This window comes from Enterococcus sp. AZ191 (assembly GCF_051713845.1).
In the GTDB taxonomy this organism is placed as follows: Bacteria; Bacillota; Bacilli; order Lactobacillales; family Enterococcaceae; genus Enterococcus_B; species Enterococcus_B durans.
In genome coordinates, this window is the sequence record NZ_JBIOQS010000001.1 from 1535143 (window position 1) to 1552973 (window position 17831).

At 38.4% G+C, this 17831-nt stretch carries 15 protein-coding genes, 1 other RNA gene and 2 pseudogenes; 14 read left to right on the forward strand and 4 right to left on the reverse strand.

The window, feature by feature from the left end; all coding sequences use genetic code 11:
* Positions 1-284 precede the first annotated feature (284 nt).
* The 4 genes from IGI47_RS07415 to nth all read left to right on the forward strand — a co-directional run bounded on the left by IGI47_RS07415 (position 285) and on the right by nth (position 3737).
* Positions 285-1637, forward strand: coding sequence for an NADH oxidase (locus tag IGI47_RS07415; RefSeq protein WP_438783804.1), 1353 nt, complete (start codon positions 285-287; stop codon positions 1635-1637).
* Between the two features lie 213 nt (positions 1638-1850).
* Positions 1851-2138: a DUF5960 family protein gene (locus IGI47_RS07420; protein WP_311929945.1), complete on the forward strand. Its 288-nt coding sequence runs from the start codon at positions 1851-1853 to the stop codon at positions 2136-2138.
* Between the two features lie 233 nt (positions 2139-2371).
* Positions 2372-3073, forward strand: coding sequence for a DnaD domain protein (locus tag IGI47_RS07425; protein WP_311929946.1), 702 nt, complete (start codon positions 2372-2374; stop codon positions 3071-3073).
* 1 nt (position 3074) lies between these two features.
* Positions 3075-3737 (forward strand): endonuclease III, encoded by a 663-nt coding sequence (nth, locus tag IGI47_RS07430; RefSeq protein WP_104661411.1) that lies wholly within the window; start codon positions 3075-3077, stop codon positions 3735-3737.
* Positions 3738-4026: 289 nt separating this feature from the next.
* On the opposite strand, the gene IGI47_RS07435 is transcribed toward nth, so the two are convergent.
* Positions 4027-6363, reverse strand: coding sequence for a PBP1A family penicillin-binding protein (locus tag IGI47_RS07435; protein ID WP_438783806.1), 2337 nt, complete (start codon positions 6361-6363; stop codon positions 4027-4029).
* Positions 6353-7000, reverse strand: coding sequence for a Holliday junction resolvase RecU (gene recU, locus IGI47_RS07440; RefSeq protein WP_438783808.1), 648 nt, complete (start codon positions 6998-7000; stop codon positions 6353-6355). The genes IGI47_RS07435 and recU overlap by 11 nt, the downstream gene beginning before the upstream one ends.
* A gap of 62 nt (positions 7001-7062) precedes the next feature.
* On the opposite strand from recU, the gene IGI47_RS07445 reads away from it, so the two are divergent.
* The 6 genes from IGI47_RS07445 (at position 7063) to IGI47_RS07470 (ending at position 12030) form a co-directional block, all read left to right on the forward strand.
* A complete protein-coding gene (locus tag IGI47_RS07445; protein ID WP_438783809.1) occupies positions 7063-7602 on the forward strand; it encodes a DUF1273 domain-containing protein in 540 nt (179 codons plus the stop codon).
* An 88-nt stretch (positions 7603-7690) separates the two neighbouring features.
* A complete protein-coding gene (gene gpsB, locus IGI47_RS07450; RefSeq protein ID WP_311929950.1) occupies positions 7691-8104 on the forward strand; it encodes a cell division regulator GpsB in 414 nt (137 codons plus the stop codon).
* Between the two features lie 19 nt (positions 8105-8123).
* An RNA gene (gene rnpB, locus IGI47_RS07455) (RNase P RNA component class B) lies at positions 8124-8499 on the forward strand.
* Positions 8500-8632: 133 nt separating this feature from the next.
* The gene (locus tag IGI47_RS07460) at positions 8633-9796 is read left to right on the forward strand and encodes a THUMP domain-containing class I SAM-dependent RNA methyltransferase (protein ID WP_311929951.1); all 1164 of its coding nucleotides are present in this window, start codon (positions 8633-8635) and stop codon (positions 9794-9796) included.
* A 32-nt stretch (positions 9797-9828) separates the two neighbouring features.
* Entirely contained in the window at positions 9829-11325 is a 1497-nt protein-coding gene (locus IGI47_RS07465; protein WP_438783810.1) for a carboxypeptidase M32, read from the forward strand.
* Positions 11326-11346: 21 nt separating this feature from the next.
* Positions 11347-12030 carry an HD domain-containing protein gene (locus tag IGI47_RS07470; protein ID WP_311929953.1) on the forward strand — a complete coding sequence of 228 codons (684 nt, stop codon included), beginning with the start codon at positions 11347-11349 and terminating at the stop codon, positions 12028-12030.
* A gap of 513 nt (positions 12031-12543) precedes the next feature.
* Here the strand turns inward: IGI47_RS07470 and IGI47_RS07475 are convergent.
* Together IGI47_RS07475 and IGI47_RS07480 are read right to left on the reverse strand one after the other, a co-directional pair.
* Positions 12544-12669 carry a hypothetical protein gene (locus tag IGI47_RS07475; RefSeq protein ID WP_438783812.1) on the reverse strand — a complete coding sequence of 42 codons (126 nt, stop codon included), beginning with the start codon at positions 12667-12669 and terminating at the stop codon, positions 12544-12546.
* A gap of 186 nt (positions 12670-12855) precedes the next feature.
* Positions 12856-13041 (reverse strand): hypothetical protein, encoded by a 186-nt coding sequence (locus IGI47_RS07480; RefSeq protein WP_438783814.1) that lies wholly within the window; start codon positions 13039-13041, stop codon positions 12856-12858.
* A gap of 526 nt (positions 13042-13567) precedes the next feature.
* Between IGI47_RS07480 and IGI47_RS07485 the strand changes: the two are divergent.
* From IGI47_RS07485 to IGI47_RS07500, 4 genes and pseudogenes are all read left to right on the forward strand, one after another.
* Positions 13568-14754, forward strand: a pseudogene (locus IGI47_RS07485) (glycine C-acetyltransferase).
* 107 nt (positions 14755-14861) lie between these two features.
* On the forward strand, positions 14862-15815 hold the full coding sequence (locus tag IGI47_RS07490; protein WP_438783815.1) for an L-threonine 3-dehydrogenase: 954 nt from the start codon (positions 14862-14864) through the stop codon (positions 15813-15815).
* Between the two features lie 206 nt (positions 15816-16021).
* Complete coding sequence (locus IGI47_RS07495; protein ID WP_311929958.1) at positions 16022-17392, forward strand: APC family permease; 1371 nt, start codon at positions 16022-16024, stop codon at positions 17390-17392.
* A pseudogene (locus IGI47_RS07500) lies at positions 17389-17790 on the forward strand (serine dehydratase beta chain); the annotation flags it as partial. The gene IGI47_RS07495 and the pseudogene IGI47_RS07500, both read left to right, overlap by 4 nt.
* Positions 17791-17831: the final 41 nt, after the last annotated feature.

Below are 17831 nucleotides of genomic sequence, written 5' to 3' on the forward strand. Positions count from 1 at the left end.
GTCTAGGATAGTAAACAAATATGAATGGACCAGGTTAAAAAAGCTAGTTTGACAAAAAAATCACTAGCTTTTTTTATTTTTTTCTTAATCATTCACAAACAAAAGGATTATTGTGTGTTCATTCACATATATAAGGCTGTTAAATAGGCGTTTTCCCAAATGAATGCTTGAAATACAACAAGCTTATCCTTGTGAATTCACAAGCATTAAATTGTTGTATCCGTTTTATTTTTGATATAGTGGAGCTTGTCAAAGGACAAAACGTTAATCGGAGGGATTCACATATGAAAGTTGTAGTAATTGGTTGCACACATGCAGGGACAGCAGCCGTAAAAAGTATCTTAAAAAATCATCCAGAAGCAGATGTTACGGTATATGAGCGAAATGACAATGTTTCATTTTTATCCTGTGGGATCGCATTATATGTTGGTGGTGTAGTAAAAGACCCAGCCGGTTTATTCTATTCTAATCCTGAAGAGCTTCATTCTTTAGGGGCAACTGTAAAAATGGAACATGATGTCACTGATGTAGACACTGAAAATAAAAAAGTGACAGCGAAAGATTTGAATACGGGAGAAGTTGAAACCGTTTCTTACGATAAATTAGTCATGACTACAGGTTCATGGCCAATCATTCCACCAATCAAAGGAATTGAATCAGAAAACATTCTGTTATGTAAAAATTATAATCAAGCGAATGAGATCATTGCCAAGGCTGAAGAAGCAAAACGCGTAGTGATCGTAGGTGGAGGCTACATCGGGATCGAATTAGTTGAAGCATTTGTTGAATCAGGTAAACAAGTGACGTTGATCGATGGACTTGATCGTATTCTTAACAAATACCTTGATAAACCATTCACAGACATCCTTGAAAAAGAACTTGTCGATCGTGGCGTCACATTAGCCTTGGGAGAAAATGTTTCCGAATTTATTGCAGATGACAACGGTAAAGTGAAACAAGTTGCAACTCCAAAAGAAACATTTGATGCAGATATGGTTATTCTATGTGTTGGGTTTAGACCGAATACTACTCTGATCAAGGGTAAAGTAGATACATTGCCAAATGGTGCCATCAAAGTGAACGAGTACATGCAAACGAGTGACCCAGATATTTTCGCGGCTGGAGACTCTGCGGTAGTCAATTACAATCCAAGTGGAACACAAAACTATATTCCTCTTGCTACGAATGCAGTACGTCAAGGTTTGCTTGTAGGAAATAATCTGACGGAACATAAAATGGCTTATTGTGGTACACAAGGTACGTCTGGACTTTATTTGTTTGGGTGGACGATTGGTTCAACAGGTGTGACAAAAGAAAGTGCACCTATGAATAATCTTGATGTAGAAGCAACTGTCTTTGAAGACAATTATCGTCCTGAGTTTATGCCAACGACTGAAAAAGTCATGATGGAATTAGTTTATGAAAAAGGAACGAACCGTATCGTTGGCGCTCAATTTATGTCTAAATACGATATTACGCAATCTGCGAATACGATGTCGTTAGCTGTTCAAAATAAAATGACCGTCGAAGATCTAGCACTTTCTGACTTTTTCTTCCAACCACATTTTGATCGCCCTTGGAACTACTTGAACTTATTAGCTCAAGCAGCTCTTGGCGAAATTGAAACAGCACAATAGTTAGAAGGCACCTGTGTATTTTTTCGTTTTAGTTAATGATAAAGGCAAAAAAGCAAAGATTCTACTTTGCTTTTTTGCCCTTTTTTAAAATCAGGGGAGTGTGACGAATTAGTTGTTTTCTAAAGGATTTTCTGCCAAAATAAGTAGAGAAAGACAACTCATGGATAAATGAACATGGATCGTCAAGAATGATTGATGGGGAGGAATAGTAAGATGGAAAAAGAATATTTTGTACAACAAGAGGCATTTATGGAGGATTATCAACAATTAGCGGCGCAAAAAGATGTGACGATTGAGTTGCTAGCGGATAAGATAATCAGCCAATTGAATCAGACACAAGAAGATTATTATGAGATGCCTGCAGAAGAAGCAAAGGATGGCGTATCTCACCGCTTCCCATTTTCTCGCCGTATCTATTCAGATGAAAATGATGGAACGCTGAACACAGAATATACTTACGAAGGCGAACCCTATATTTTACAAACGGAAGAAGATTTTTAAAAGTAATGCTTTTAGCTATAGCTAAGTAATCGATTGACCTGTCTATTTCAAAAAAATTTGAAATAGACAGGTCAATTTTTATAGAAATCGGAACACCAAATCCATTACATTTATTCCGAAAAGTGAAAAGGTGCAAAATAAAAACAAAAAAATAAACCTCATTAACCAAGGGAATGGTCACTTGCTTCATTTAATTTTTTTACGTATACTGAGAATGAAGCGGAGGAAAAACCATGTTGAACTTAGAAAATTATTTAAAATCAGGTCAAACGATTATATCGAATTTATTGCTAAAAAATTATCATCGGATTGGACTTCAGTCAGAAGAATTTTTATTTATATTGCAGATACACATGGCACAGCTAGAAGGTGATTCATTTCCAGATTTGCAGATAATTGCTCTAAACATGGGTGTCAAGCAAGACCGTATTTATCAACTATTGAATCGATTAGTCAGCAATGGCTTTATAAATATCAAAACAGAAACGATCGATGGAAAGAAAGTGGATCGCTATGACCTTTATCCGATATATGATGTTCTGGGAGATTTTTTGGAAAAACAAAGTCGAAAACTAGAAGATATGAGTCAGGAGAAAGAAGTCCAGTCTGTTTATCAGATGTTTGAACAAGAGTTTGGGCGGCCTCTGTCTGCGATAGAATTTCAGCGGATCGGTCAATGGCTTGAAGAAGATCATTACCAACCGGAGATCATCAAACTAGCATTGCGTGAAGCTGTCTTGAACCAGGCGTACAGTTTCAATTATGTAGATCGGATTTTGTTGTCTTGGGAGCGTAAAAATCTCAAAACAAAACAGCAGGTAGAGGAAGATCAAAAAAGAAGAAAGCAGCAGCTTTTGCAAAAGGAAGTGGACTCATCAAATCAACAAGAAGAGGAGCTTCCCAAAGTATCATTGAAAAACTGGTTGGAGGACTAATATGTTAAGTAAGCAGAAAACGATGGAAGCAATTGAAAAAATGTATCAGATGTTCCCTGAGGCTCATGGTGAATTACAACATAGCAACCCTTATGAATTACTGATAGCAGTCATCTTGAGTGCTCAAGCCACTGATGTTTCTGTAAATAAAGCAACTCCTGCCCTGTTTGAGGCATTTCCTACGCCTGAAGACTTAGCGGCTGCTTCGGTTGAAGAAATCATTCCTAAAATCAAGACGATCGGCCTTTATCGAAACAAAGCAAAAAATATCAAAGCATGCGCACAACAATTGATCGAAAACTTTGGCGGTCAAGTGCCAACTACTAGAGAAGCATTGGTATCATTGCCTGGAGTAGGGCGAAAAACAGCCAATGTTGTCCTTGGGGATGCATTCGGTATCCCAGCGATTGCTGTCGATACACATGTCGAACGAGTGTCGAAACGTCTGAGAATCTGTAAATTGAACGCTTCGGTACTAGAAGTAGAAGAAACGCTCATGAGAAAAATACCAGAAGACTTGTGGGTGAAAACACACCATACCTTGATTTTTTTTGGTAGGTATCATTGTACGGCAAGAAACCCGCGTTGTGAAGTATGTCCACTACTGGATATGTGCCAAGAAGGTAAAAATAGGATGAAGTTGCATAATAAAGATAAGTCATGAAGATCGAATAATAAAAATCGAACGAATTCGGAAATAAGTCGAAATTCACAAAAATTTGAAAAGCAATTTTCGTGAATTTCTTCTTGTTTCTCGGAGTTAAACACTTCTGTCCCTGCCTCTTTTTTCTCCAATTCCTCAAATCGAAACGACTTTTTTCTCGACCTCATTCGATTTGCATAAACGGTAGCAACAGACTTATTGAAATCATGCTGTCTGCTTAACTCATATGTAGAGCAAAATCCAGGGATTCGCATTGTATTTTGCGAATCCCTGGATTTTATTAAGCATATCATCCAGCTGAACTGCCGCTAACTAGTGATTCATTCGCATTACTTGACGGCGTCGTTGACTCAGAGGACTCTTGTGGAGCCGATGAGCTAGATGCCGGTGGAGTGCTGCTTGATGATGAAGGCGCAGTACTTGATGATGTTTCACTACTAATTGATGACTCAGAGCTCTGACTGGATGTCGTGCTTTCTGTTGAACTTTGAGTCGTAGTATTTTCAGTAGTAGAAGATGTTGAACTTTCTGGTATTGTAACAGTCGAAGATGGAACGGTACTTGACGGTGTGGTTCTTCTTTGCGTATTGTTCACTTGATCTCGATAGTATAACTCGCCACCATAGCGAACAAGTCCACTTGGCATTTCCCAATCTTCATTTGTCACATTTGCTGATACATATTTCATCAATTCTCTATAAACATCTGAAGCCACATGAGAAGATTCGGATGTTACAGGCGTTAGCTTCTCGTTGTATCCAGTCCAAACAGAGATCGCATAATTTGGTGTGTAGCCGGCAAATAAAATATCAGGATACACGCCGCTCGAAAGACCTATTTTTGCATATTCCTCATCTGTATAGTTAGATGTCCCAGTTTTTCCAGCTTGGAAAAGTCCAGGGATGAGTGCATTCGATCCAGTTCCTTTTGTGATCGTATCTTTTAGGATATCAGTGACCATATAGGCAGTTTCTGGTGACATGGCAGTTTTTCCTTCAGGTTCATACGTTTGTTCAGTACCATCTTGGAAGACGATCTTATTGACATATTGTGGTTTATAATAGGTTCCGCCGTTGGCAAAAGCAGCGTAGGCAGCAGCCATTTTCAGTGATGATGCACCATATTTTGTCCCATCTTGTTTTTCTGTGTTGCTTGAGATTGCATTTGACTGATGGATCGTACTGTACTCGATGCCCAGATCCTTCAAGAATGAGCTTACTTTATCAGAGCCGACTTCATTAAATAGTTTTACGGCAGGGACGTTTCTAGAAAGATATAATGCTTGTCTTAATGTGATCGTACCTAGATAGCTGTTATCCCAGTTACCAACAGGAGTCGAAGTTCCTTCGTAGTTATAAGGAGCATCAGTAATCATTTTTCCAGTTGAGTATTTTAAATACTCGAATGCAGGGCCGTAATCAGTGACAGGTTTCATTGTAGAACCGAAATCGCGTGAAGTATTCACTGCTAGATTCATTCCTAGAGTCACGTCATCTGCAACATGGCGGCCACCGATCTGTGCTTTCACTTCTCCGGTTTTAGTATCGATCAGTGTCGATGCAACTTGCATTTTGTCGTCCGGGTAATTGACGTATTCATCCGTATTCACAATGTTATAAAGTTGTTTTTGTGCATCTAAATCTAAATTCGTATAGATATCTAGACCGTCAGTATAGACATTCTTATCCGTTTTTTCTTGGACCTCATTAATGACTTCTTTTACGTAGTTATCAACGATTTTTGAATTATCTGCCTCTTTTTTCAATTCTTGGAGACCTTCATTTATCGGTGTATTGACCGCATTGTCATAATCGCTTTGAGAAATCTTGTCATTTTGCAACATCGTGTACAAAACAGTATCACGACGCTTCTTTGCTTGTTCAGGATACTGATAAGGGTCATAAGCAGATGGTGCTTGCGGCATTCCAGCCAATAACGCAGTTTGTGGCAAAGATAAATCGCCTAGCTTCTTACCAAAATACATCTCTGAGGCAGTTTCCATGCCGTATAGTCCATTTGACATATATACTTTGTTCACATAATAAGTCAATATTTCTTGTTTTGATTTTTTCTGTTCTAACCTCACAGCCATCCAAGCTTCTTGTGCTTTTCTTTTTAATGTTTGGTCAGAAGCGTTTGTCGAGAAGTAAGAAAGTTTGATCAATTGTTGTGTCAAAGTACTTCCTCCTTGCAGTCCGCCAGAAGTAAAGTTTGAGACAGCAGAACCAATGATCCGTACAGGGTCGATCCCGATATGTTTATAAAATCTTCGGTCTTCGACAGAAACGATTGCATTTTCTAGCGTCTTTGGTAATTCATTTGCAGAAATCTTTTCGCGTTTTTCTGCACCTAGGTCTTCGAACAGTTCACCATCTTGGGTATAAAGTTTAGAAGAGACGGTGGCGTCTAACGCATTGTCAGTCAATGCAGGTGCATCCTTTGCGTAGAACCAGAAAAGTCCGACTCCCGCTAAAAATGCTACGCATGCTAGTGACAGCACGATCAGAAATATTCGTGTAATCAGGCTTTTCGTATTTTTCCTAGTTTTTTTTCCAGACTTCTTCGGTCCTTTTTTAGAAGAAGGGGTACTGTTGCGTCTGGAAGTTCTAGTTTGTTCATTTGCCATTCTTGTGTTCTCCTTCAATAGTTAGTGTTGAGAGATACTGATCGACTGCATCTAAATAAGGGATACGTGGCGAAAAGCCAGTTTGGATCTCGATCCCCAAATTTTCTATCAAAGAGAGCGGCAGAGATTTCCTGCCGTTTTCCTTTTGTGCATGCCAATAGTTGATCAGGTGTGTACTATTTAAATAAAAGCAGCGTTTCAAAGATGAAAACCATAATAAGACAAAACAAATCCCATTTTGATGCAGACAAGCTTCCATATGGCTGATTTGATGCACATGAAAGTTTTTAAATGGAAAAGAAGTTTTATTCTTCGTTTCTTTTGCTTCAAAATCCAAATAGAAACCTCGATATACACCGTTATAATCTGTTGTGGAAGCTTGGGTGAAATATGCTTCCTTAATAACAGCGGCGCTACGTCGAGGATAATCTACTTTAACGATTTGTATTGGTGTTGGTTTTTTATGGATAACAGCTATTTGGCGCGCAAGGTAATACTCATTACTTTCGTTGATCGCTTCTTCAAAACGCATACCTCGATTGCCGAATTCTATCGGTGCTTTTCTTTTTTCTTGAATTTTCTCTTCTAAAGAGGCATTCTTATGGTATGGTTGGCCATTCGGATAGCGTAAAACCATTTTAATCACACTCCTAGGCCATATTATAGCAAAAAAGGCGAGAGAAAGAAAAGGAAACTGAGATGGATAGTGTAAAAGTCATTTACTTTTCGGGATATCGGAGTTTTGAACTTGGTGTATTTAAAGAAAATGATCCCAAAGTGTCAGTTATTAAAAAAGTCTTAAAAAGAGAGATCCAGCAATTAGCAGAAGAAGGCTTGGAATGGATCATTGTAAGTGGCAACCTTGGTGTGGAATTGTGGGCAACGGAGATCGTAGCAGAATTGAAACTTGATTACCCCGAGTTGCATCTAGGGATCATTTATCCTTTCATGGCATTCGGTAGCAATTGGAATGAGAACAATCAAGAGAAGAAAAGACTAGCAGAACAACTTTCTGACTATGTTGAAGCTGTAAGTCATCAGCGCTACCAATCGCCGAGTCAATTAAGAAATCACACCCGTTTTCTTCTTGAACACACAGATGGTTGTCTATTGATTTATGATGAAGAATTTCCTGGGAAAACCCAGTATTTTTTAAAGGATGCAGAAAAATATCAAGAAGAACATCCCTATGAAATTCGCTTGATCAGTATGGACGATTTACAAAATTTCAGTGAATAAATGAGATAGTGTTTGATTTATCAATATTTTTCCGATACAATGAGAAAGTAGAAATGTTATTATGTAAATGAGAACTAGAGGTGTAAATATGGCGAACTTGGTTTATAGTCCTAAAGACATTTTACAACAAGAATTTAAAACAAAAATGCGTGGATATGACCCCATTGAAGTCGATGAATTCTTAGACAATATTATCAAAGATTATGAAACTTACAGCAAAGAACTCCTTGCTTTACAAGAAGAAAATGATAAGTTGAGCGCAAAAATCGCTCAATTATCAAAAACTCAAGGAGCTACTCCAACACGGGTGCAACAAACTGAAACACCTAAGAGCACAGCAGTAACGAATTTCGATATCTTGAAACGTTTGTCAAATCTTGAACGTGAAGTTTTTGGAAAAAAATTGGATCAACAAGCAGCAGTAAAAGTTTCCCAACCAAATCCAAATAACTACACAAATGTAAGTGATGACGATGATAATGAAAAAACTCGTCAATTCTAACAAATGAACGATCTTTGCGGTTTTCGGGTAATCGCGGTCTGACTTGATCAGGCTGAGGAAAGTCCATGCTCGCACAGGCTGAGATGTCTGTAGTGTTCGTGCTTAGCGAAAAAATAAGCTAAGGTACTCTTTCGGGAGTAACGGCAGGAAAACGAGCTAAGGTCATATGACTATGCTTTAGTATCCTTGAAAGTGCCACAGTGACGAAGCGAATAGGGAAACTTATTCGGTGGAACGCGGTAAACCCCTCGAGCGAGCAACCCAAACAACGGTAGGGGCGCTTTTTGTCGGGGAATTAAGAACGAGACAAAAGGGCAGGTTAACTGCAGATAGATGGTTACCACGTTCTCCTTTCTTCCCTGAAAAGGAGGACGTACAAAACATGGCTTACAGAAAACCGCAATAAAACAGGGAATACCTTCCAACCATGTTGTGAAGGTTTTTTTAACATTTGAGATTAAACTTTCGTTTTGATTTTTTAAAAGCTGGACGAATCGTTCAGCTTTTCTTATAAATAAGGAGAATGATATGGACATTAATAGAGAATTTAATCTTGTGGCGACTGCTGCAAGCGGTCTAGAAGCATTGGTCGGAAAAGAGTTACGTGATTTGGGAATTGAGTGCGAAGTCGAAAATGGGAGAGCCAGATTCAAAGGAACGATGGAAACGATCGCGACAGCCAATTTGTGGTTAAGAACTGCGGATAGAGTAAAAATCGTTGTTGGCGAGTTTGATGCGTTTACTTTTGATGAATTGTTCGAGAATGTGAAAGCTTTACCATGGGAAGACTTTCTTCCACTAGATGCCGAATTCCCAGTAGCGGGCAAATCGATCAAATCGAAGCTTTATAGTACACCCGATTGTCAGGCAATCACTAAGAAAGCAATCGTTGATCGTCTACGTACGTACTATCATCGACCAGCTTCAGTGCCATTAACGGAAACAGGTGCACATTTTCAATTAGAGGTTGCATTGTTGAAAGACCATGTGATGATTACTTTAGATACGACTGGACCAAGCTTGTTTAAAAGAGGCTATCGTTTGGAAAAAGGTGGCGCGCCGTTAAAAGAAAATATGGCAGCTGCCCTAGTGATGCTGACGAATTGGAGAAAAGACCGTCCATTTTATGATCCCGTTTGTGGTTCTGGAACGATTTGTATCGAAGCAGCATTGATCGGTCATAATATCGCACCTGGCTTCAACCGAGAATTTGCCTGTGAATCATGGGATTGGTTCAACAAAGAAGTAATGAAAAATGTACGAGCTGCAGCAGAAGAAAAAGCAGATTATGACATCGAACTAGATATCACTGGCTCAGATATCAATGGACGAATGATCGAAATCGCTCAGGCAAATGCTGAAGAGATCGGTTTAGGTGATTCGATCACCTTCAAACAGCAAGCAGTGAAGGATTTCAAGACTGAAAAAGAATATGGCGTGATCGTTGCAAATCCTCCGTATGGGGAACGTCTTGGAGAAGAAGAAACAGTTAGACGTTTGTATGAAGAAATGGGCGATGTTTTTAGACCACTCAAAACATGGAGCAAGTATATTTTGACAAGTGATCTTGCCTTTGAAGAATATTACGGACAAAAAGCAACAAAAAAACGTAAATTATATAACGGTGCTTTGCGTACGGATCTATTTCAATATTGGGGAACGCGTCCTCCAAGAAAAAGTAAAGAAGCGTAAAAAATAAAAATGGATGTTTGGAGGAATTAGTAATGAAGGAAAAGGAATTGCTACAAGAACTAAAAGAAATCAATCTACTGCAACAAGCTTTAGGGATCTTGGATTGGGATATCCAAACAGGAATACCTGAAAAGGCTAGTAATGAGCGAAGCGAAGTAAATAGTTATCTATATAGTATTTATTTTTCAAAAAAAATCGGCCCTAAAATCAAAGAAGCCATTCATTACTTTTCTGAACATCCTACTGAATTGTCTGAAACAGGAAAAGTCATCTTTGAAAAAGTGAAAGAAGACTATGAGTTAGAATATAAAGTACCAGAAGAACTAATGACTGCACTGACCGCTGCAACTTCTAGCGCTCAAGTACAATGGCAGAAATCTCGTGAAACGAAAAAATTTGCGGATTTCCAACCAGCGCTAACAAAGAATATCGAATTGACAAAAGAATTGATTCCTTATTGGAAGAAAGACGAAGCAACGGATTATGACGTTTTGTTAAATCAATATGAACCAGGAATGACCGTTGAGATCTTAGATCGGGTATTTGATCAGTTAAAAGCGGGAATCCTCAAGATTTGTCAAACCATAAACGAAAAAGGACAAGAACCAAGAACGGATTTTCTTACGCGTAAAATGACAAAGGCACAACAAGAAAAATTCGTAGTCGGTGTCATTGAGCAATTAGGCTATGATTTTTCAAGAGGCCGTTTAGATGATACGATCCATCCTTTTATGCTTGGTATCAATCATAATGATGCACGGATCACTACACGTTGGAATGAGCATGATTTCAAAATGGCAGTTTTTGGTGTGATCCACGAAGCTGGTCATGGGATGTATGAACAGGATATCGATGAAAAATATGCATATACGCCAATTTATCAAGGTACTTCTATGGGAATCCACGAGTCACAATCCCTTTTCAATGAAATCATTATTGGAAGCAACCGCAATTTCTGGGAGAAACAGTATCCATTTTTCCAAGAATGTGCAGAAGGTACATTTGATGATATCTCCTTTGATGATTTTTACCGATCATTGAAAAAAACACAATCTAGTTTAATACGGATTGAAGCAGATAGCTTAACTTATCCGTTGCATATCATTATTCGTTATGAAATCGAGAAAATGATCTTTAATGAAGGGATAGCCATTGAAGAATTACCAGAAATTTGGAATGATAAATATGAAGAATATCTGGGTGTTCGTCCTGAAAATGATGTAGAGGGTATCTTACAGGATGTCCATTGGTCAGGGGCTAGTTTCGGCTACTTCCCATCTTATGCATTAGGCTATATGTATGCAGCACAACTGCTACATGCAATGGAAAAAGAACAATCAATTGATGAAATCTTAGCTTCAGATGATTATTCACCGATCAAAGAATGGATGAAAGAACATATCCATCAATACGGTGCGTCACGTAAACCAACTCAATTGATCCAAGATGCTACAAATGAAGGATTGAATCCTCAATATTTGATCGATTACATGGAAAAAATCTATTTTTCTGTCTACCAAGTCGATTAAAAACAAGGAGAAGTATCATTTATGGAAAAACTAGCTCAAATTGCTGAATATAGCATGAAGCAGTTGGCAAATGATCAGACGGGTCATGGAAGTGACCACACAAAACGGGTGGTCAAGCTAGCTAAAAAGATTCTAGTGACTGAACCTCAAGCTGATCCATTTATCACGCTTGCTTCTGCTTATCTGCATGATACGATCGATGATAAAGTTGTTCGAGATGAACAAGTGGCGAAACAAGAATTAAAACATTTTCTAATAGCAATCGATTTAAAAAAAGAAACGATCGATGCAATTTTCTTCATTATTGAAAATATGTCTTTTTCAAAAGGGATATCTGAGAAAGCGCCAGTGCTATCACTAGAAGGTCAAATCGTTCAGGATGCAGATCGAATCGAGGCGTTAGGAGCGATCGGTATTTTGCGAACAGCCTATTTTGGTGGAGGACATGGCCACCCGATTTTTGATCCAAAAATCCATCCAACAAATTATACCAATAAAGCTGACTACCGTAAGGGATCAACTGTTATCAATCACTTTTACGAAAAGCTCTTCTTATTACCAGATTTGATGAATACAGCATATGGCAAAGAAGAAGCGAAGCGCCGAGAATGTTTTATGCGTGATTTCTTGATCGAATTTTTTAATGAGTGGGACATTGATGACCTGGATTTTACACCGGATAGTTGGCTAAAGAAGTCATACTGATGAAGAGCATGTCAATCAAAACCACCCGTTCACACGGGTGGTTTTGATTTTTGAAATTTCCGAAAAAACTGACTCTTGGATGACATTTATTCGAGAGTCTGTAGCAAAATTAATTGTTAGATTTGTCCCACATTCAGCTTTTTTAAGTATAAAGAAAGTATGAATTTTTTTCTTGTTGTTGAGAGCAGAACGAGTTCATTCAGCTTCTCTAAGGTAACCTTGCCAAGAATCCATTTCTAATTTTTTGAGGTTTTCAGCGCTATAAGCAATACGATAACCAGTGTTTTTATGGGTATAAAAAGAAATTGGTTCGCCCTGATAAAGAAAGTCGATTATCAATGTAGAATTTAGCCCATCTTTTACCGAAAAATTAGTTATGTCACTTTTGTTATAAGTTGTAACGGATGCTTTTCCCGAAATTTTTATTGCAACTATTTTGTCTTTTATAAATACTAGGCAATAAGGTTTTTCAAACAGATTGGTGATAATCGAGGCTCGAGCTGATAAAAACAATCAAGTAGCGGATTTAGCAACAGGATTCATTCGAATACTAGCAAGAATGTAATTACTACGGGGGTGCAAGTTATTCGCCAAAAGTAGTTCTTCAGCTTTTGTTTTATTAGGTGGTAAAAAGGCCATGAAATTTTACCTCCTTTTGATTATAGTCTAAAACCATCAATTCATTGGTTGGCTTACAAAATCCGTTCCCACCGATCTTGCTTTTTACAAGTGGCTATTTAAGCATAAAGTTTTTATATACTTATGTGATAAAACAATGTTTGCATTTCAATCGTTGCGGTATGAAAGATGTTGAATGTTCAATTGTTATGAACCATGTTTTTTAAGTGCTTTTACATCACGGATGGTTGTATAAATATCATATAGCATAAATAGAGTTGCAAAAGCATAAGTAATCCCTACCATAAAAGTATTCGTTACATATCTTATTCCAAATAATATGAATAGATAGACCGATACCTTCCCACCGATAACTATTTTCTCACGTTTCACCCTATGTCCACCTATGGTCGCTAGTTTGTTAAGCAAACAATAAACTAAAAATAATCGCTGAACAAGTCTTATTTGTAATCTGCTATTTTTTTACGAGATATCCTGAAAAAAATTCTTACATAGGGCATGACTTACACAGAAATTTTGTATTGCAGACGGAATATGAGAAAACACTAATAAAAATGATGATTAATTGTTTTTTTATCAAGTCAAGAAGAAGTGATCTAGTATTTAAATTACAAAAAAATTCAGAAAATAGTTGCTATTTTTCTCTTTATTGCCTTAAAAGCATTTCTATACAATGTAGAAAAAAATCAACTAAAAATAACTTGGAATCAAAAAAATAAATAAGTTGGTTGGGTAATAATCGTTTCATAATAAAACGTTATGTTTGAAAAAAGCGGTTAAATAACTCTCATTATTTATGTAAGCGCTAACAACAACCGGCATAATAACAAACGGGAGGATACTGTTTTGCATATAGTGAATCCCTAGGTTTTTGTTTCAAAAAAACGGAGGTGGGGAAATGTCTTCAGAAATACTGTCAGATTATTTGGATCGCGAGTTATCTTTATTAAAGGATCAAGGATTGTACAATACGATCGACATTCTAGAAGGAGCGAATGCAGCAATCATCAATGTTGAAGGACGGCGGTTGATAAACTTAGCATCTAACAATTATTTAGGATTTGCCAACCGTGCAGAACTAAAGGACGCATGTATCAAGGCTACTATAAAATATGGCGTTGGTGCTGGAGCAGTTCGGACGATCAATGGCTCGTTACAGATTCATCAGGAGCTAGAAAATAAAATTGCCGAGTTTAAAGGAACGGAAGCAGCAATTGCTTTTCAGTCTGGTTTCAATTGCAATATGGGCGCAATTTCAGCAATCATGACGAAAGATGATGCCATATTATCAGATGAATTGAATCATGCTTCGATAATCGACGGTTGTCGATTATCAGGAGCGAAGATCATTCGAGTGAAGCATCAGGACATGACCGACTTAAAAGAAAAAGCCAAGACAGCAGTGGAAAGTGGACGTTATAAAAAAATAATGTATATCACGGACGGTGTTTTTTCAATGGATGGGGACATAGCTAATTTGCCAGACATGATACCTATTGCGGAAAAATATGGCTTGATTACTTACGTAGATGATGCCCACGGATCTGGAGTAATGGGTAAAGGAACTGGTACAGTGAAGCATTTCGGTTTGAATCATAAAATCGACATGCAGATGGGAACATTATCAAAAGCAATTGGTGTGATTGGCGGTTATGTGGCGGGCTCGAAGTTATTGATTGGTTGAAATCGCGCAGTCGCCCATTCTTATTTTCGACTTCTCTTACACCAGGAGCCGCAGGCGCAGCCTTAACTTCTATTCAACTGATGCAAGATCATCCCGAATTAGTTGATAAGGTATGGGAAAACGCAGAATATTTTAAAAGCGAGTTGAAAAAAATCGGGTATGATATCGGCGTTTCACAGACACCGATTACCCCAGTTATTTTAGGTGATGAAACAATGACCCAACGTTTTTCAAGCAAATTGATTGAACAAGGGATCTATGTGAAGCCAATCGTTTTTCCAACTGTACCATTAGGAACCGGGCGGGTCCGCAATATGCCGACTGCGGAACATACAAAAGAGATGTTAGACCAAGCAATCGCTGTTTATTTGAAGGTGGGAAAAGAGATGGGGATCATTTAAGAAAAAAATTATTTCCTTCATTTGCCGTAGCTATTCAACGAGAGCCACTAATCGATTTGCTTTCGCTAGATAAGAATAGAAAAAATAATTTGCAAAGGAGCCTTACGATGAAAAAAGTGTTAGTTACCGGATGTTTAGGACAAATTGGATCAGAATTGGTTACGCGTCTCAGACAAGATCTAGGAAAAGAAAATGTCATTGCCACAGATATCCGTTTACCTGAAAAAAGTGCAGATGATGAACTATTCGAAATTTTAGATGTCATGGATTATGAAAAGATGCGTAGCTTAGTAGAAACCTATCAAGTCGATACGTTGATCCATTTGGCAGCGTTATTGTCCGCTGTCGCTGAAGCAAAGCCGAAATTTGCTTGGGATCTTAATATGGTAGGTTTAGTCAATGCTTTAGAAGTAGCACGCGAATTTGATTTGAAGTTTTTCACGCCAAGTTCGATCGGCGCGTTCGGTCCGGATACTCCGAAAAAAAGTACACCACAAGATACACTTCAACGCCCTACTACGATGTATGGAGTAACAAAAGTCGCCGGTGAATTGCTTTGTGATTATTATCATACGAAATACGGGGTGGATACAAGAGGCGTTCGGTTCCCTGGTCTGATCTCTTACAAAACTTTACCAGGTGGGGGTACGACAGATTACGCGGTCGATATTTATTATTCAGCGATCAAAGAGGGGAAATACACCTGTTTCATTGGTCAAGGTACCTCAATGGATATGATGTATATGCCAGATGCGATCGAGGCGATCATCCAATTGATGAATGCTGATCCGAAGAAATTGATTCATCGCAATGCATTTAATATCTCAGCAATGGCGTTTGAACCAGAGGAAATCAAGGAAGCAATCCAAAAGTTCATCCCTGACTTTGTAATGACTTATGAGGTAGATCCTGTTAGACAAGCCATTGCTGAGTCTTGGCCAGACTCATTGAATATTAGTTGTGCACAAGAAGAATGGGGTTTCTGTCCGAAATATGATCTATATGCGATGACACAAGATATGTTGACGAAACTTCAAGAAAAATTAGTGACCACAGTCTAACCCCTTCAAAAAATATAAAAAGAGGCTGGGACAGAAGTGTTTAACTCCGAGAAATAAGAAGAAATTAACGAAAACTGCTGTTCAAATTTTTTTGAATTTCGGCTGATTTAAGAAGGAGTTGCTTCTGCTCCCACCGTTTATTTGTTTTAATGAATGAGACAAAAGTGTTTTTTACTTTTGTCCCACGCTAAGGGAGGAAAAGGGAGATGGAGAATAACGAAGTAACACAATTAAATATCGAAGGAAACGAAGAAGGCTTAAAAAGAACCATGGGCTTTTTTACTGCTCTATCCACTGTGATGGGTACGGTGATCGGAGCTGGAGTTTTCTTTAAAGCGGCAAGTGTCGCCGAAGTGACGGGCTCTGTCAGCTTACATATGTTCTCATGGTTTTTAGGGGGAGTGATTTCAGTTTGTGCAGGATTGACTGGTGCAGAATTAGCAGCAGCGATACCTGAAACAGGCGGAATGATCAAATATATCGAACGGATCTATGGAAAAACTGCTGCATTTTTACTAGGTTGGGCGCAAGTAATCATTTATTTTCCCGCAAATGTCGCCGCACTATCCATTATTTTCGGTACGCAATTCGTCAATCTTTTTGACTTAACAACTTCCTTGATCGTGCCAGTCGCTATCATTGCAGCTGTAACGATCATGTTGATCAATTTTCTAGGATCAAAAGTGGGTGGTGCCTTTCAGTCGATCACTTTAGTTTGCAAGTTGATTCCCTTACTGTTGATCGTTTTATTTGGACTATCTCGCAGTGGTGGAGTGGAATTTCAGCTTTTCCCATTTGAAGCAGGGAAAGATCTTCCATTGTTTTCGGCATTAGGAGCGGGACTTTTAGCGACGATGTTTGCTTATGATGGGTGGATTCATGTGGGGAATCTTGCAGGTGAATTAAAGAAGCCAGCCAAAGATCTTCCTAAAGCTATTTCTATAGGAATCATTGGTATCATGGTTGTTTATTTATTAGTCAATGCAGTCTTTTTAAAAACTGCTTCAATCGAAGGTGTCAGTGGCAACAGCAATACAGCCAGTGAAGTAGCAACAATGATTTTTGGTGGTTTTGGCGGTAAGTTAGTCACAATCGGTATCTTGATCTCTGTTTACGGAACAATCAATGGTTATACGTTGACGGGTATGCGCCTTCCATACGTGATGGCGAAAGAAAAACGATTACCATTTAGTCAGTATTTGGACAAATTGACCAATCAGACGAAAATACCTTTAGTAGCAGGTATCTTAGAACTGAGCATTGCTGTAGGGATGATGATGGTTGGTGGGTTTGATATGCTGACAGATATGCTCGTCTTCGTTATCTGGATATTTTACACGATGGTCTTTATTGGCGTGATTATTTTAAGAAAAAAAGAACCAGACCTGAAAAGGCCCTATAAAGTACCCATCTATCCAGTGATCCCACTGATCGCAATCGTGGGCGGGATCTTTATCGTTGCTAGTACCTTAGTAACCCAAACAGTGCTAGCGGTTAGCGGGATCGCAATAACATTAGCAGGCATTCCAATTTATATCTATTTGAAGAGAAAACATGGACCAGGAGAGAGAACATGACAGCTAAGTATTCGAGTGTCTTCAATATTATCGGGCCAATAATGGTTGGTCCTAGTAGTTCGCATACAGCAGGTGCTGCAAAGATCGGAAAGTTTGCCAGAGAAATGTTCCAGGAAAAACCGACAGAGGTCGATATCTATTTATATGGTTCTTTTGGGAAAACCTATCGCGGACATGGGACAGACGTTGCGTTACTGGGTGGACTCCTCGGAATGCTGCCTGATGATCCTAACTTAGGAAAGTCGTTTGCACTAGTTTATCGCGAAGGAATCGAGGTATGCTTTATTCCTTCAAAAAAAGAAATGGATCATCCCAATACAGTGAAAATCATCTTAAAATCGATCAATAAAAGTGTAGCTGTTACTGGTATCTCAATTGGTGGTGGAAACATTGAGATCTGTAAAACAGAAGAATATAACGAAACAGAGACGATCCAACA